We start from the raw sequence: 16,352 nt of genomic DNA on the forward strand, positions 1-16,352 counted from the left end.
ATTAATTTGGCACAATATATGTGGTTCTTCCAAGCTCTATCTTATCATTGCCTCTCTGGGCTATTGCTATTTCATCTCCTGATTTGATACTGCGTTTAGGTACTCTTATCATTGTACTACTTATAAGCTCTGCATTTTCCTGCTCTTTATTATTAATGTATACAGTGCTGAAATCATTGAAATTCTTACCGCTTATACATACATAATCCTTATAATCATACACTTCATCTATTGTAATATCGTCAATTCCCATTTTTAAATCTGTGGCTACATAAGGAACTTTTCCGTCATATATCTGTTTATCACCATACAATATATCGTATTCAAGTACCTTTAACTTCTTAAGGTAATCAGCATCATTATGCTTTGCCTGATGGAACTTCATAATATAACCTTCTGATATTCCAAGCCTGTCAAACACTGCAGCTGATAGCTGATATGCCTGAAGATCAATATCTTTCTTCTCTAAACCATAATTAGACCATATAAAATACTCTGTCTGGTATATATCACCATTCTCCATAGTATCATTAGTGAAATTAAATGTTGGAAGATGATCGCCATACATAACAAGTACGGTTTCTTCATTTCTTCTGGATAACATATTAGTAAGTTCACCTATAAATGTATCCATCTCGTGAATCTGGTTAACATAATACTCGAACTGTACCTGTTCCTCTTCATCAAAAAATCCTGAAACTGTTATTCCTGGAATAAAGCCCTCTGGCATTGTCGTTGGATAATCTCCATGTCCCTGAACTGATATAGTAAATATATAATCTGCTCCTTCTGTTGAGTCAAGAGCCTTCTTTATCTGTGCTGTAAGCATTTTATCCTTAGCCCAGCCAAGTGGCGTCTTCTGATAATCACTATCCATATATTCAATAGATGTAAAAGTATCATATCCAAGATGTGAGAATACCTTATATCTGTCATAAAATGTTGCATCATTATTATGGATTGCGTGTGTTGAATAGCCAAGCTTTCTTAAATCATAAGCGGCTGACTCACACGTCTTTGACTGCATAACTGTCCTGTAAGGATATTCACCTGGTCCAAAATCATCAAGGTTAACGCCTGTCTGAACCTCAAATTCAGTATTAGCCGTACCTGCACCAAAGCAAGGCACTGACAGATATCCTGACGAATATTCTTTCATTATCCTGTCAAGATTAGGTGTTGGATTACTTGAAAATGTAACACCCTTTACAAGCTTAGGGTCAAAAAATGATTCAAGCTGTACAAATATTATATTAGGTGAAGTCTCTGATGCGTCAGGTACATTTTCATCAAGCTCATCTTTTATTCCATCAATATATTCTTCTGAATATTCCTTGGACTTGCTTATTCCACGGTCTTTAATACTGCTTGTAAAGCAATACACAAATCCATACTGCTTATATGCCTGTGCAAGATTGCCAAAATGTGTCTGTACATATCCATTAATTATAAGGCTTGCCGCAACCGCATATGTAAGCAGGAATATCACTGCAAACTTAAAGCCTGAATGTAATAACTGCTTATATAATGGCAGTTCCTGTGTATACACCTTTGTTCTTTTAAACAACATTACAAGCCCTGATATAACTGCGATTATCCCGACTACTATAAGTATCATCTGGAATACATTAATATACAGCGGTATGACCTTTATGGCATCACTTATAAGATATATATCCATTGCTGTAAATGGTGTCTTTCGTGAATACAACACTACAAAGTTAATAAATGCTAAAATAATCCACAATACAGCCATAAGCACATATACAAATATTCTTCTCTTAAAGAACAACCCTATTGATAATGTAGTCATTATTATCAAGGTGTTCATAAGAAAGATAACAGGACTTGTGAATATCTTCAAAAGTCCTGTTAATCCTCTGTTATTAAGACATTCAATCACTGCATTTAGTGCAATTGAATACATGAATATATGAAATGTCTCATATGACCATAGCTTTTGAAACACTGTCTTAATTCTATTCATTTGCTTTAATCTGTCCTAACAATCCCCTTGCCTTCTCCTTAAGACCTGCCTGTGCAGACCTGGATGTTACTATTGATGAGGCAAACTGCTTTGCTGTACCATAATCTTTGCATTTTATGCCAAGGCTGGCGAGCAGATAATTAATTGTATTCTCATCCATACCACATATAGGAGGGTATTGTGTCTGAACTGCCTCCTTAAATCCTTTATAGGCATCCTGAATATACTCCTGCTGGGATTTCAGGTGTTGGTTAATTATTTCTTCACTGGCATTCTGGCTTCTAAGTTCTTCAATCCTGCCATCATAAAGCCACGCTAATCTTAAACAAAGATACGCACTTTCACTTATATTAGTACCTGTTATCATCTCCGTAAGAAGTGCCATTTTACAACGTCTTATCGCTACATCATAAGAATAGCTGTCCTCTTCCTTCCATGTAACCTTGAATTTACCTTCAATATTATCTCTGATTAGCTGCCTCTGTTTAGGTGTCAGCTTTCCATAAGTTCTCGGAACTGCCGCATAGCCACAATGAGGACACATAATAATATCATACTTCGTACTATCTATTCCTGTATACAATGGCTTAAGTATGTCGTTAGTTCCTGTATATCTGGCTTTGCCAGTTCTTACCTGCTTAGTAGTAAACTCTTTGTTACATACATTGCATTTCATCGTCTTATCAAATATATAAGACTTTTCATCTTTGATTTCCATATCATTACCTATACTGCCATTATAATGGCATTAATTACTTCTGAAGTTTAAATGAGCTTTTCAATGAAACTATTCTATTGAACACCAATACATTCCCCTTTGAATCCTTGTTGTCAACGCAGAAATATCCATTTCTTACAAACTGGAATCTGTCCTCTGGCCTGGCATTAGCAAGCTCTGGCTCTAATACACAGTTCTTAAGAATTGTAAGTGAATTAGGATTAATGTTCATAGAACCATCTTCATTGTATACACCCTTTTCTTCGTCTACAATATTATCATACAATCTTACCTCAGCATTTATTCCCCTTGATGCTGATACCCAGTGTATAGTTCCTTTAACTTTTCTTCCAGCAAAATTGCCGCCCTTTGTCTCTGGATCGTAAGTACAATGAATACAATTAATATTGCCATTCTCATCTTTATCAACGCCTGTGCATGTTACATAATAAGCATTCATAAGTCTTACTTCATTGCCTGGGAACATTCTGAAATACTTCTTTGGAGGTTCTTCCATAAAATCTTCCCTTTCAATGTATAATTCTTTAGTAAATGGTACTTTTCTTGTTCCCATTTCTGGATTTTCCTGATTATTGGCAACGTCCATATATTCAACCTGATCTTCTGGATAATTGTCAATAACAAGTTTAACAGGATCAAGAATAGCCATCATTCTCTTAACCTTAAGCTTTAAGTCTTCTCTTATGCAGTATTCAAGCATAGGATATTCAACTGAACCCTGTGCCTTAGTAACACCTACAAGATCCACGAACATCTTTATAGATTCTGGTGTAAAACCTCTTCTTCTTAAAGCAGCTATAGATACAAGCCTTGGGTCGTCCCAGCCATCTACAACACCATCTTCTACAAGCTTCTTAATATATCTTTTACCTGTTACTACATTAGTAAGATATAACTTGGCAAACTCAATCTGCTTAGGATTTTCCTCTGGTGATGTCTTATATCCTGTCTCAATAATAACCCAGTCATATAATGGTCTGTGGTCTTCAAACTCAAGTGTACATATAGAGTGTGTTATTCCCTCAACAGCATCCTCAATAGGATGTGCAAAGTCATACATAGGATATATGCACCACTCATCACCTGTTCTGTGGTGTGTCATATGTGCAACCCTGTATATAATAGGATCTCTCATATTGATATTAGGAGAAGCCATATCAATCTTAGCTCTTAATACTTTCTCTCCGTCTTCATACTTACCTTCCTTCATCTCTTCAAAAAGCTTGAGATTTTCCTCTACAGAACGCTCTCTGTAAGGACTTTCCTTGCCCGGCTCTGTAAGTGTTCCTCTATACTGTCTTATCTCCTCTGCTGAAAGGTCATCTACATAAGCCTTTCCCTTCTTGATAAGTCTGATAGCAGCTTCATACATCTGTGGAAAATAATTAGATGCAAAAAGAACATCTCCATTCCATTTAGCACCAAGCCATTCAACATCCTTCTTAATAGAGTCTACGAACTCAACCTTTTCCTTTGTTGGGTTAGTATCATCAAATCTCATATTAAACTGACCATTATATTCCTTGGCCAGTCCATAATTAAGTAATATTGATTTGGCATGTCCTATATGAAGATATCCATTAGGTTCTGGTGGGAATCTTGTGACTACCTTCTGGCAATGTCCCTCCTCAATATCCTTATCAATAATCTGTTCAATAAAATTCTTTGAAACAGTCTCGTTATCCATTAGTAAGTTCCTCCTAAACAGTTCCTGCTTAATCAATCCATATTAAATTAATAATACAGCAATTATATAATAAATTCAAGAAATAGCTGATTTATATTCATTATCTTGCTTTAATAAGCATATCCTTTAACTCATCAACGCTGAATTTGTAGTGGCTGTTACAGAAATGGCAGTTTACCTCTATTGGTTCACCCTCATCTATCATCTTCTGAAGCTCCTCTTTACCAACACTTATTACAGCCGCACTTACTCTTTCCTTAGAGCAGTTGCAGTAGAATTCTGTAGGAACTGTATCAAGTATCTGTAAATCCATATCTCCTAATATATGCTCTAATATATCCTCTGGTGTCATACCCTCATCAAGCATATTAGTAACCGACTTAATCTCTTTAATTCTCTTTTCAAGCTTGTCTATAAACTCATCTGTTGCATTAGGCATAAGCTGTATAATAAATCCGCCAGCTTCTCTTACTGTGTTGTCCTTATTCATAAGAACACCAAGTCCTACTGATGATGGAACCTGCTCACTTGTTGCAAAATAGTATGTCAGGTCATCAGCTATCTCACTTGTTATAAGAATAGTATCTCCAACATAAGGCTCTCTTAAGCCAATATCCTTAATTACACTTAAAACACCGATACCAACTGCACCGGCTATATCCATATGTCCATTCTTTAATGGAAGCATAACCTCCGGATTGGCAACAAAGCCCTTTACATGTCCATTAGGCTCTGCTGTTACTGTCATCGCACCAATTGGTCCATTTCCCTTAATCTGGACAGTAAGTATATCTGAATCATTCTTCATCATTATTCCCATCATAGCTGCACCCGTAAGAAGTCTTCCAAGTGCCACAGTTGCTATAGGGCTTGTATTATGATCTTTTCTTGCTGTTTCAACAACACCTCTTGTAGTAGCCGCAAATGCTCTTACCTGTCCATTAGCGGCTGTTGCTCTTACTATATAGTCTTTCATAACATTCCTCTTTCCTGTGCATATTTCAGTGCACGATTCACTATCTGCGTATTACATAACTCATTATTACTTTTGTTATATAATACTTTATTGCTTATATGCGTGCATAATGGCACGCAGCTATTTTTCTATTATATAATACAGCCTTTCGGAATTATCATCAGGTGCATTATGTGAAAATGCATCATATACATTCCTGATTTTAAGTCCCGCTTTTTTTACAGCATCAGCTACTTCTCCCAAAGTAAAACCATGCTGGTAGTGTTCTTCCTCAAATCTGTCAAATGTTCCATCTTCATTTCTTACGAATACGGCAAGCTCATACTCATTATTAGAACTTTCCTCATCATAATAATTGTCCCATATAAACGCTGAATCTTCCCTATTCTCAGCATATGTATTATCAGCTAATATATCCTTAAAAAAATGTATTGTCTTTAAATCAAATATAAATACTCCTCCCTGTTTCAGGCCTTTCTTTACACATTTAAACACATCACACAAATCATCATTAGCTGTTATATAATTCATTGAGTCACCAATACTTATAAATGCATCTGTCTCATATGGAACTTCGAAATCCCTCATATCCTGACAACTGTATATTATCTGCTGTCCGCTGTCATATGTCTTGTCACTTGCTATAGAAAGCATATCCTCAGATAAATCTACTCCTATGCAGTTATACCCCTCTTTATCCAACATTCTTGTCACTGTGCCTGTACCACAGCCAAGGTCTATAACTGTATTATCTTTGTCTATACCATTCTCTTTTAATAATTCTACTAAATACTCTTCCCATTCGTCATATGGTATATTGTCCATATACTCATCATAGACATAGGCAAATCCTGTATATGCTTCCATATTATCTCCAATTCGCATAAATTCAAAAGACCTGCGGGTAGTCTTAAGACTACCTGCAGGTTAACCGACAAACTGTTTATTACCAATTAAGCGTTCTTTCCACAGCACTGTTTGTACTTCTTACCGCTTCCGCAAGGACATAGATCATTACGTCCAATCTTCTTGCCCTTAACGATAGTTCCTGATAACTTCTGCTTCTTGTATAAATCTTTTCTTGTAGCTTCATCAAGAAGGTTATCCCACTGTGGAAGCTCATATAACCAATCTGCCTTACAAGCAACCATATTGTAGTAAAGTTTTTCTTTGTCATAATCAAGACTTACTTCTGTATCCTCTTCCATTGTCTCAATTGGATTAGGAGTTTTAAGACTGTCATTGATTCCATCAAGAAATCCTGTCATAAGAAGCACTTCCACTCCATACTTATCAGCAAGTTCTTTAACAGTTCCTTTAACTACTGTATCCGGATCTGCAAGAATCTGCTCATATATAGCCTTTTCCTGTGTAAAATAGCTTCCCCAGAATTCGTTAGCTGTCTTATTATCCATCTCTGTCTGGTAAGCAAGATTTCTCCATGTATCTAATAATGCCATTATATTTAACCTCTCTTTTAAGTAAACTGATTATATACAGAAGCTGAAACATAGCTGTAGCTGCCATCAGAGCCATAAAGGTTCTGTGTCTGTAACTTAGCTAATGTAGTAGCCGAACTACTGTATATAGATGCTGCACTGTTAGCAACAGACTGTCCAAATGAGCCTGCACCAGCAAATGCCGACTTAGCAACTGACATATCCGCTGCCATAAATGTGTCTTTGTCAATAACGAGCTTGTTATTGCTGTCAACGCTTATTCCAAGTTCCTTTAATACCTTGGAATTAGCTTTGGTTGTATTAACCATATTAGATGCTGTTCTTAATACACTTGTATCAGAAGAGTCACCTGTCGCATCAATCATAGAATTATAATCTTTGACAAATGCTGATACAGCCTTATAGATTGCATCTGCGTCATACTTATTCTCTGTTGTTCCATCTTCATTAGTAACAGACTTCTTCTGCCATAAAGATGTCTTTCTTAAATCAGTTGCATCATTAACAACTGCCTTTGAAGCATCCTTAGTCTTAGTCGCATTAATCTTCTGTGATGAAATTGTTGTTGCACTGCTGTTATCTGTCTTAGATGAACCGCTGTTTGATGAAACAGGATTCTTAGCATAATAAGACTTTAATAACTGCTTGTAAGCACCTGTCTTAATTGAATTGTAAGTACTAAGATCAAGACTTCCAATTCCAAAGCTGTTATTACTGCTGCTTGAATTAAGACCAGAAAACAATGTTGAAATTGAACTGGAAGTATAAGCTGAAATTGTTGCCATAACCATTCCTCCTTGTCTGCTGACTTCGGCCTCCGTGCCTTACATACATACTAACTTCAATTAACTTATTAATGACTATCCTTAAACGTACCACGCTCTAAGAACAGCCATATATTATGTTAATTACTCAGAAAGACGCTGAATCATATCCCACATAGCTTCTGCTGAATTAAAATTCTCAGGTACAATATCAACAGGAGTAATATTGATATCAAATGTGTCATTTAATTCACCTACAATTGATACAATATCAAAAGAATCTAAAATTCCATCATCTACGAGTGTATCGCATGTTTCGTAATCCACATCTGAATTAACCTCTGTCAAAATATCCAATAACTGATCCATTATAAAAAACCTAGCCTTTCTTAATAAAAATATCGTCATGAATAGTTAAATTGTTAACTTCCACCATCTAAAATAATTCCATTATAATATAAGGCAGCTACAATTAAGCACTCTGCCCTCACTAAAAACAGGAATCCTATCAGATACAAAATATAACATATGTATATATTAAGTCAAGCATATTTTATATAAATTATTATCATATATTGTATAAGCTGCAATATCCCATACAGATTATTTCGTATCAGCCATATTTAATCCAGTAAATTTAACTCAATAAATTCTGTCTTGAATTAATTCTGTCTGAACATATTACATCTCTGTACACTTCCACGCTTCCGTCTTTATTGCAGGCTGTTATAACAGGCATCTTCCTGCTTAAGAAAAGATATATACCCTCTGTTATTGAATATGCTCCGATATTGTAAAATATTATCTTGTCATTACATTCCGGTGTGCCAATTGGAAGATTCTTAACAATGAGATCTGCAACTGTACAGAGTGAACCACATATTGTCCATTTCTCATCATCTGTTCCGTTAAGCTTTGACATTACATTTCTATCCTTAACTACTGTTCCATCTGCTTTTACATATGAATATGCCGGTATCTTCATAGCCATAGCCTGTCCATAATAATTAACATGGTTAATGCCGCCATCAACTATTACATACTGCTGTCCCTTGTTCTTCTTAATATCGGCAATTCCTGTTACATATATACCACACTCAGCTACAAGATATCTGCCCATTTCAAGTGTTATGCTGTACTTTGCCTTGTAATTTTCAAGTAAAGCTGCAAGCTCCTTTAACATATCATACTTATTATCATATGCCGCATCGCCAAAATATGATACCGGAAGTCCCGGACCATACTCTAATTCTTCTGCTTTAAAGCCATAATCTGCATAAAGGCTGTCGCAAAGTCCGTCAAGCCACTCTATTTCTGACTTTATAATATCGAACTTTTTCTTCTGTGTACCTGTATAACACTGTACACCACGAATATTAAGTTCTGGATATTTCTCCCTGTTCTTAACAATATCCTTAATATCTTCCTCATCAAGTCCGAACTGGTTGCCGCTTGTTACTCTTAAAAGCACATCTATTGTAACTTCAGCTTCCCTTGCACATTCTGATAAAAGGCTATACTGTTCCTTTGACTCTACTGTATAAACACCAACTCCGCCGCAATCATTTAAAACGTGGCATATATCAGCTTTCTCCTTATTAACACCGGATAATACAATATCTTTCATATTGACCTTCTCTCGCTCGCATATTGCAAATTCTCCCGGTGAACACACCTCATACTTAGTATTAAGATGTTTAAATGCATCTACAAAAAATGGATTAGCTTTCATAGCATAGCAGAGTGTAACCCCTTCTCCTAATATAGCCTTTATCTCATTAATTCTATTTTCAAGTGCTTCTTTATCTAATATATACAATGGTGTTGAATGTTGGTCCGCTATCTCAATAATTTTTTCTGTACTAAGCATTATATTCCTCCATTAAAGCTTTTCTGTCTATCTTTCCATTTTTAGTAAGAGGCATTGACTTTACGTTAATCATAACCTCCGGAATCATAAATTTAGGAAGTTTGGATAAAAGATAATGAGTGAGTGACTTATTATCCTGCTCCCCCTCATAAAAAGCGTATATCTTATTCTCCTCCTGCTGGTATATACAGCAGGCTCTCTGTATGTTATCCATTGAATTAATAGCCATATCAAGCTCTCCTAATTCAATTCTGTGTCCATTGTGCTTTATCTGGAAGTCCTTTCTTGACGAGAAACACATTTCCTTATTATCATTATAATATCCCAAATCACCAGTTCTATATATAATTTCATTATAACTGCCATTAAGCGGGTTCTGGACAAATGCACTGTCTGTCTTTTCTTTATTGTTAAAGTAACCCATTGTAACCGCTGTTCCTGATACACATATCTCGCCTGTCTTATCAGCTTCACTGTTCTTAATAAGTTTATCATTCTCATCTAATAAGAATACTCTCTCATTAGGAAATGCCTTGCCCATTGGAAGGACATCATCAATGGCAAATTCCCTGTCTATAATATAATATGTGCAATTGCAGGTAATCTCTGTAGGACCATATACGTTGGCAAATAACGCATCCTTATAATATTCTCTCCATATATTAAGGTGCTTTATAGGCATTACCTCACCTGAGAATATAACTTTATTAATTGCCTTTGGCACTTTATAATCAAAGCCCTTAAGTGTAGTTATTATACATAACGCTGATACAGCCCATATAAGAGTTGTAACATTGTTATCATCAAGGTAGTCTAAGAGCCTTGTCGGGAATGAGAACATACTCTTTGGTATAATCTGGAGTGTTGCTCCGCATTTTAAGCTTGAATATATATCCTTAACTGATACATCAAAGTCAAATGGTGCCTGATTACCAATTACATCCTTGTCTGTTATTCCAAATATATCTGTAAAACATTCTATAAAATCTATAACCGAACGGTGGTTTACAACAACTCCCTTAGGTACTCCTGTAGAACCTGATGTAAATATTGCATATAATGGATCTATATCAAGAGCATTTGCCTTAATATCCGAAAGCTTCTTTCTGTCCTCATCTGTAACCTGTGCTTCAAGCAGGTCTTCAATGTATACAATATTGCCTGTAAACTCGAGCTTTGCAGCCTTCTTCTCATTCTTTCTGTTAGTAACAATAATATCCGCCTGAAGAGTATCAAGTATGCTGTGAATTCTCTCTGCCGGATGTGCTGGCTCTAAAAGCACATAAAAATTGCCTGTCATTACTACACCCATAAATGCCGCAAGTGTAACACAGCTTTTATCCATATATATAGGAACTGCCTTTCTTGCTCCTGTGTACTTAAGAAGTGCAACAGCTATTGTTGTCGCATTATCTACAAGTTCTGTATATGTCATTGATGATACATTATCAGCCACTGCCGTCTTTAATGGAAACTTTTCTTTAGATGTATACAAATAATCCAATACATTCTTTGTCATAATCACTACCTCTGTTAATACCTTTCTCTCACATCTATGAGCCGCCTGATAATCACAGCACTCATATAATTATATTTCTTTATACATAACTATATATAGTTAATAATTATATCCCTTTTATATATAATAAAAATATGATAACATTTCTATATTATTAAATCCATTAGAAATGAGGATAATTTATGAAAAAATTCAAAAAAGCCGCCGCACTTATAATAGTTATAGCGTGGGGCATATTACTGCTTACAACCTTAATCACAGCATTTATTGATAATGAAACAGCACATACTTTATTCAAAGGTCTTATCTTTACAGATATTGTTCTTCCCATCGTAGCCTACGCTATGATGCTTATGTACAAATATCTGTCCGGACGAAACCATTAATTATATATAACCAATCTATTTAACGCAAATTTGCCGTATCTGATAATCTTAATGACTACAGATACGGCATTATTGTTATTATTAATTATTTGCTGTATGAGCTTACTCTGTGAATAATCTCGTGTCTTCCTGGTCCATTCGATACCATTGTTATAGGTGCTTCTATCTCTTTCTCGATAGCTTCTACATAATCACGGCATTCCTTTGGAAGATCTTCGTAATTCTTAATTCCTCTTATATCGCATTTCCAGCCTGGAAGTGTCTTTAATACTGGCTTAGCCTTCTCAAGCTCTGAAGTAGTTGGGAAGTCCTTAGTAACCTTTCCATCTATCTCATAGCCTACACACATAGGAATTTCATCAAGATATCCAAGTACATCAACTACTGTAAGAGCAACTTCTGTTGTTCCCTGCATACGCACACCATAACGTGTAGCAACTGCATCGAACCAGCCCATTCTTCTTGGACGTCCTGTTGTAGCACCGAACTCGCCGCCGTCACCACCGCGCTTTCTTAACTCGTCAGCTTCCTCTCCGAATATCTCACTTACAAATGCACCAGCACCTACTGCTGATGAGTATGCCTTAACAACTGTTACAACATCTGTAATTGAAGCTGCTGGAATACCAGCACCAATAGCACCATAAGGAGCAAGTGTTGATGAAGATGTAACCATTGGATATATTCCGTGGTCTGGGTCTTTAAGTGAACCTAACTGACCTTCAAGAAGAATCTTCTTGCCTTCCTTAAGTGCCTGATGAAGATAAGCTGATGTATCACATACATATGGCTTAACCATCTCTTTGTATTCCATAAGTGTATTAAATATATCTTCTTCATTAAGAAGTGGCTGATGATAAAGATGTTCAAGCATTACATTCTTTAATGTACATACATTGGCAATCTTCTCTTTAAGGGTATTCTCATCTCCAAATAATTCACTTACCTGAAAACCAATCTTAGCATATTTATCTGAATAGAATGGAGCAATTCCTGACTTAGTTGAACCAAATGACTTACCTGCAAGTCTGGCTTCTTCATATGTATCAAAATCTATATGATATGGCATCATAATCTGTGCTCTGTCTGATACAAGAATCTTAGGCATTGGAACATTCCTGTCTGTAAGACTTTTAAGTTCCTTTACAAGGTATGGAATATTTAATGCAACACCATTACCGATTACACTTGTAATATGATTATAAAATACTCCTGATGGCAGGAGATGTAATGCAAACTTACCATAATCATTGATGATTGTATGTCCAGCGTTACTTCCTCCCTGGAATCTTACAACGATATCAGATTCTTCGGCAAGCATATCTGTAATCTTACCTTTACCTTCATCTCCCCAGTTCGCACCAACAATAGCTTTTACCATAGCTTCCTCCATTCTGCTAGTTCCTAATATAGCATATAACATTAGTGGCCTGTAAACAGAAAACCACAACTGATATAATAACACAAGTTGGCAGTTTCAATCAATGGGTTTATGAAAGAAGTTTACAAAAGTAGTTTAATTATTCTGAAAAACAAGCAAGTTCATTATAATAATATGTTCTTGAACTTCATATGTATTCTGCATATCAAATTATAATTAGTCACACCATAAATTAGAATGATTGCTGTTTTACGATTGAGCTTTAAGGCATTTTTATATATAATTATCATAATTGTAGGCGTTTGCGAAACTCGGTTATATAGACGGCTGCATAGTGAAAAATTAACAAATCATAAGAAGACATTTTGGAGCCGCCGGCACTTAGCGACTGTATTGTAGTCACTTAGTACCGTTGCGAGCGACAAGTAGCAAAAGCGTGTCTTTGTTGATTTTGTTGATTTTTCACATATTTACAAGTGTAATACTGAGTTTCACAATTACCTATTATCATAATTGTATACGGAGGTGGCTAATGCGTAATCGTAATAACAAATATTTTTCTCCATCTTCATTTGAACAAATTCTTAACAATGGTGAAATTGAAGAATTAAAAGAATGGTTATTATTTTTAACAAAATGTCCTTTAGGCACTAAGTACTATAGTTGATTTACTTCCTCTAATTCAGGAGAACGGAAGTGTATGTGTGCTTCTTGCAGCTATGTTTGTCCAGCTTCATATTCTTGCTGTAACTGGACAGACCTCATATTTAAGATTGTCAATCAACAACTGCGAGAAAGCTGTATCACGAACGGACTACACGCTTAATAAAGACTGTCTTAACGTGCTCAGTGCGTGGTGTGCATTATATGATGACAATCGGATATAAAACCACCAAGGAACTACATATATTAAGAAATTAACATTAATTATTAATAAAGGAAAAGGATTTTATATATGGCAGGTAACAATAAAGCCGCTAAGAACAAAAAGAACAAAAAAAATAACAAGAAACGAAAAAATATATTAACAACCTTTATACTTCTTATATCTATTACTGCCCTGTGTCTGGTTATTGGCATATATTACCGTGATAACCACAAACAAAAGGAGGACGACAACACTGTTGTGTTAAATGTTGACAGCACACTTGAAACTCTTTCTGTTGACCCGGAAAGAATTAAATCAGCAATACTTGAACACACTACAAGAGCTGCAGAGAATTACGAATATCCTAATTCTTTCAGCCTTGATATTCCTTTTGTGAGCCAGTATCCTGAACTTCCAACAGGCTGTGAGATAACATCATTGACAGAGGTGCTTAATTATCTTGGCTATGGCATTGATAAAGAAACTCTTGCAAGAAATTATCTTGATATGCGTGACACTGTAACGCAAGGGTGTTTCGTTGAATATTTCTGGGGTTCTCCGTGGAAGACAACAGGCAGCGGCTGTTTCGCTCCTGCTATTGCTAATGCCGCCAACTCATTTTTAAAGAGCCAGAATTCGTCTTATTCAGCATACATAATGAGTTACTCACCGGTTGAGGATCTGTTTACCGAATTGTCACTTGGACATCCTGTTATTGTATGGACAAGCTATAATTATAATGACCCCGATGTTAAGTATAATGATGTAACACTTGATGATGGGACTGTATTTACATGGCCTCGCAATGAGCATTGTGCAGCACTTTCCGGATATGATATTGACAGAGGGGTCGTGACATTAGCTGACCCGACTTATGGGATTGTGGAGAGGTCAATGGAGGAATTTGTTACTTATTATCAGAAGTATTATTATCAGGCGGTGGTGGTTAGGTGATTTTACTTAATTTGACTGTCTGCGTGCGGCTTAAAGCATATACTTGATTTAGATATTCAAACAGCCTACGCACACGGCTAAAAGCGTGTGCATAGATTTGGTTAATTGCAACAGTAATAGCTTTGCTATTTCTGTTGTCGCGGTACTCGTCTAATACGTAGTGACACATGGAATTGGAGATATGTGAATGTTGAGGGGTGGCGAACGGACGCTTGTACAGTGTCACATTTGTGAATTATGTGACGGTGGTATTGTACTCGTTACTCGCGCAAGCTATTGAGGGGAATTGGACCCCCGACCTCTTCATTACCAATGAAGTGCTCTGCCACTGAGCTACAATAGCATAACTGCTGTATTTTACAGCAATTTTATTTATATCATTTTTGTAATGATTAATCAAGTATATTTATAGCTAATCTACAATTATTTTTATCTTGTTTCTTGAACGCTGTATTGCGTTGTCTATTGATTTGGGTGTCTTGCCTAGCTGGTCGGCTATTTTTATATAGTCGTTGCCTTCCATAAGGAGTGTTACTACCTGTTTCTCGAACGGGCTCAATGACTCGAAGGCTTTTTCTTCCAGATTGTCTGTTACTTCCCTGTCAATGTATAGTGCTTCTGGATTTTGTTCACTGTCGTGTACTAATGTATCCACAAGCTTCATATCTGACTCATCGTCTGATTTGTTCGCTGGCGTATCAAATGATACATAGGAATTAAGAGGGGTATTTTTCTTGGCATTAGAAGCTTTTACTGCATTCATAAGCTGTCCGTTAATACATAGTGAGGCAAATGTAGCAAACGAAGCTGCCTTTAGCTCATCATATGTTGTGACTGCCTTATAAAGTCCTATCATTCCCTCCTGTATAAGGTCGTCTTTATCCCCGCCGACTATATACATAGCATTCGCTTTTTTTCTAACAAGATTCTTATATCTTTCCATAATCTCGTCCACAGCTCTTGCATCTCCGTCACGATACATACTTACAAGTTCTTCATCTTTGTACAACTCATAATGCTTCATACCATTCTCTGCCTTACTATTTCAAACGCCATAACTCCTGCCGCAACCGAAGCATTAAGAGAGTCTATATCTCCCTTCATAGGAATTGAGGCAACAAAATCACATTTCTCTTTTACAAGACGGCTTACGCCATTGCCTTCATTGCCTATAACAAGGCCTATCGGTCCTTTTAAATCAAGGTTATACATAGTTTCGCCGCCCATATCTGCACATACGAACCACAAGCCCTCTTTCTTTAATGCCTCAATAGTGTTAGCTATATTAGTAACCTTGGCTACTGGTGTATAATTAATTGCACCTGCTGATGTCTTGGCTACTGTCGCTGTAAGCCCTACAGCTCTTCTCTTAGGGATAATAACACCATGTGCTCCTGCAAGATTAGCTGTTCTTATTATTGCACCAAGATTATGTGGATCTTCAATCTCATCAAGAACAAATATAAATGGTGCTTCGCCCTTGCTTCTTGCAGCTTCTAATATATCTTCAACTTCTGCATATTCGTAAGCTGCACCTATTGCAACAACGCCCTGATGGTGTCCTGTATTGGCAAGTCTGTCAAGTCTTTCCTTGTCCACATAGTTAATTATTGTTGAAGTCTTCTTAGCTTCTCTTACAATACTCTTTATAGGACCGTCCTGACAACCATCAAGAATAAACAGCTTATCAATTGTCTTTCCAGAACGAAATGCCTCAATGACTGCATTACGCCCCTCAAATGTTAATTCCTTATATCTCAT

The 16,352-nt window shown here is 36.3% G+C and carries 16 protein-coding genes and 1 tRNA gene; 3 read left to right on the forward strand and 14 right to left on the reverse strand.

Going from position 1 to position 16,352, the window contains the following annotated elements; all coding sequences use genetic code 11:
* Position 1: 1 nt before the first annotated feature.
* The 10 genes from WMO42_RS07110 to WMO42_RS07155 form a co-directional block, all read right to left on the reverse strand.
* Complete coding sequence (locus WMO42_RS07110) at positions 2-1,987, reverse strand: LTA synthase family protein (RefSeq protein ID WP_022501488.1); 1,986 nt, start codon at positions 1,985-1,987, stop codon at positions 2-4.
* Positions 1,980-2,705, reverse strand: coding sequence for a DUF2225 domain-containing protein (locus tag WMO42_RS07115; protein ID WP_172678523.1), 726 nt, complete (start codon positions 2,703-2,705; stop codon positions 1,980-1,982). Before WMO42_RS07115 ends, WMO42_RS07110 begins: the two co-directional genes overlap by 8 nt.
* Positions 2,706-2,739: 34 nt before the next feature.
* Complete coding sequence (locus WMO42_RS07120; protein WP_349191891.1) at positions 2,740-4,413, reverse strand: glutamine--tRNA ligase/YqeY domain fusion protein; 1,674 nt, start codon at positions 4,411-4,413, stop codon at positions 2,740-2,742.
* A gap of 100 nt (positions 4,414-4,513) precedes the next feature.
* Positions 4,514-5,389: an Hsp33 family molecular chaperone HslO gene (hslO, locus tag WMO42_RS07125; RefSeq protein WP_022501491.1), complete on the reverse strand. Its 876-nt coding sequence runs from the start codon at positions 5,387-5,389 to the stop codon at positions 4,514-4,516.
* A gap of 120 nt (positions 5,390-5,509) precedes the next feature.
* On the reverse strand, positions 5,510-6,256 hold the full coding sequence (locus tag WMO42_RS07130; protein ID WP_022501492.1) for a class I SAM-dependent methyltransferase: 747 nt from the start codon (positions 6,254-6,256) through the stop codon (positions 5,510-5,512).
* Positions 6,257-6,342: 86 nt separating this feature from the next.
* The gene (locus WMO42_RS07135; RefSeq protein WP_349191893.1) at positions 6,343-6,849 is read right to left on the reverse strand and encodes an SEC-C metal-binding domain-containing protein; all 507 of its coding nucleotides are present in this window, start codon (positions 6,847-6,849) and stop codon (positions 6,343-6,345) included.
* A 17-nt stretch (positions 6,850-6,866) separates the two neighbouring features.
* Complete coding sequence (locus WMO42_RS07140; RefSeq protein WP_349191895.1) at positions 6,867-7,634, reverse strand: hypothetical protein; 768 nt, start codon at positions 7,632-7,634, stop codon at positions 6,867-6,869.
* Between the two features lie 123 nt (positions 7,635-7,757).
* Complete coding sequence (locus WMO42_RS07145) at positions 7,758-7,982, reverse strand: phosphopantetheine-binding protein (RefSeq protein ID WP_022501495.1); 225 nt, start codon at positions 7,980-7,982, stop codon at positions 7,758-7,760.
* A gap of 268 nt (positions 7,983-8,250) precedes the next feature.
* Positions 8,251-9,483, reverse strand: a complete 1,233-nt coding sequence (locus WMO42_RS07150; protein WP_090140264.1) for an alanine racemase — start codon at positions 9,481-9,483, stop codon at positions 8,251-8,253.
* The gene (locus WMO42_RS07155; RefSeq protein ID WP_022501497.1) at positions 9,476-11,002 is read right to left on the reverse strand and encodes an amino acid adenylation domain-containing protein; all 1,527 of its coding nucleotides are present in this window, start codon (positions 11,000-11,002) and stop codon (positions 9,476-9,478) included. Before WMO42_RS07155 ends, WMO42_RS07150 begins: the two co-directional genes overlap by 8 nt.
* Before the next feature lie 182 nt (positions 11,003-11,184).
* On the opposite strand from WMO42_RS07155, the gene WMO42_RS07160 reads away from it, so the two are divergent.
* A complete protein-coding gene (locus tag WMO42_RS07160; RefSeq protein ID WP_022502762.1) occupies positions 11,185-11,388 on the forward strand; it encodes a hypothetical protein in 204 nt (67 codons plus the stop codon).
* An 85-nt stretch (positions 11,389-11,473) separates the two neighbouring features.
* Here WMO42_RS07160 and WMO42_RS07165 read toward each other — a convergent pair whose 3' ends face one another.
* Positions 11,474-12,769: an adenylosuccinate synthase gene (locus tag WMO42_RS07165; RefSeq protein ID WP_055176681.1), complete on the reverse strand. Its 1,296-nt coding sequence runs from the start codon at positions 12,767-12,769 to the stop codon at positions 11,474-11,476.
* A 704-nt stretch (positions 12,770-13,473) separates the two neighbouring features.
* On the opposite strand from WMO42_RS07165, the gene WMO42_RS07170 reads away from it, so the two are divergent.
* Complete coding sequence (locus WMO42_RS07170) at positions 13,474-13,656, forward strand: hypothetical protein (RefSeq protein ID WP_349191896.1); 183 nt, start codon at positions 13,474-13,476, stop codon at positions 13,654-13,656.
* A gap of 68 nt (positions 13,657-13,724) precedes the next feature.
* Positions 13,725-14,591, forward strand: a complete 867-nt coding sequence (locus WMO42_RS07175) for a C39 family peptidase (protein ID WP_022502764.1) — start codon at positions 13,725-13,727, stop codon at positions 14,589-14,591.
* Positions 14,592-14,862: 271 nt separating this feature from the next.
* Here the strand turns inward: WMO42_RS07175 and WMO42_RS07180 are convergent.
* The 3 genes from WMO42_RS07180 to rlmB form a co-directional block, all read right to left on the reverse strand.
* Positions 14,863-14,934, reverse strand: a tRNA-Thr gene (locus WMO42_RS07180).
* A 69-nt stretch (positions 14,935-15,003) separates the two neighbouring features.
* Positions 15,004-15,615 (reverse strand): sigma-70 family RNA polymerase sigma factor, encoded by a 612-nt coding sequence (locus WMO42_RS07185; protein WP_022502765.1) that lies wholly within the window; start codon positions 15,613-15,615, stop codon positions 15,004-15,006.
* Positions 15,612-16,352, reverse strand: a complete 741-nt coding sequence (rlmB, locus tag WMO42_RS07190) for a 23S rRNA (guanosine(2251)-2'-O)-methyltransferase RlmB (protein WP_022502766.1) — start codon at positions 16,350-16,352, stop codon at positions 15,612-15,614. The genes WMO42_RS07185 and rlmB overlap by 4 nt, the downstream gene beginning before the upstream one ends.

The sequence above is a fragment of the Lachnospira sp. CLA-JM-H23 genome, assembly GCF_040096425.1.
GTDB classification, from domain to species: Bacteria; Bacillota; Clostridia; order Lachnospirales; family Lachnospiraceae; genus Lachnospira; species Lachnospira rogosae.

Excerpts from the sequence above, each read along its gene's own strand:
- WMO42_RS07135 (WP_349191893.1), bottom strand. The coding sequence starts at position 6,849 with ATGGCATTATTAGATACATGGAGAAATCTTGCTTACCAGACAGAGATG.
- WMO42_RS07110 (WP_022501488.1), bottom strand. The coding sequence starts at position 1,987 with ATGAATAGAATTAAGACAGTGTTTCAAAAGCTATGGTCATATGAGACA.
- WMO42_RS07150 (WP_090140264.1), bottom strand. The coding sequence starts at position 9,483 with ATGCTTAGTACAGAAAAAATTATTGAGATAGCGGACCAACATTCAACA.
- WMO42_RS07140 (WP_349191895.1), bottom strand. The coding sequence starts at position 7,634 with ATGGCAACAATTTCAGCTTATACTTCCAGTTCAATTTCAACATTGTTT.
- WMO42_RS07175 (WP_022502764.1), top strand. The coding sequence starts at position 13,725 with ATGGCAGGTAACAATAAAGCCGCTAAGAACAAAAAGAACAAAAAAAAT.
- hslO (WP_022501491.1), bottom strand. The coding sequence starts at position 5,389 with ATGAAAGACTATATAGTAAGAGCAACAGCCGCTAATGGACAGGTAAGA.
- WMO42_RS07160 (WP_022502762.1), top strand. The coding sequence starts at position 11,185 with ATGAAAAAATTCAAAAAAGCCGCCGCACTTATAATAGTTATAGCGTGG.
- WMO42_RS07165 (WP_055176681.1), bottom strand. The coding sequence starts at position 12,769 with ATGGTAAAAGCTATTGTTGGTGCGAACTGGGGAGATGAAGGTAAAGGT.
- rlmB (WP_022502766.1), bottom strand. The coding sequence starts at position 16,352 with ATGAGATATAAGGAATTAACATTTGAGGGGCGTAATGCAGTCATTGAG.
- WMO42_RS07115 (WP_172678523.1), bottom strand. The coding sequence starts at position 2,705 with ATGGAAATCAAAGATGAAAAGTCTTATATATTTGATAAGACGATGAAA.
- WMO42_RS07145 (WP_022501495.1), bottom strand. The coding sequence starts at position 7,982 with ATGGATCAGTTATTGGATATTTTGACAGAGGTTAATTCAGATGTGGAT.
- WMO42_RS07155 (WP_022501497.1), bottom strand. The coding sequence starts at position 11,002 with ATGACAAAGAATGTATTGGATTATTTGTATACATCTAAAGAAAAGTTT.
- WMO42_RS07185 (WP_022502765.1), bottom strand. The coding sequence starts at position 15,615 with ATGAAGCATTATGAGTTGTACAAAGATGAAGAACTTGTAAGTATGTAT.
- WMO42_RS07130 (WP_022501492.1), bottom strand. The coding sequence starts at position 6,256 with ATGGAAGCATATACAGGATTTGCCTATGTCTATGATGAGTATATGGAC.
- WMO42_RS07120 (WP_349191891.1), bottom strand. The coding sequence starts at position 4,413 with ATGGATAACGAGACTGTTTCAAAGAATTTTATTGAACAGATTATTGAT.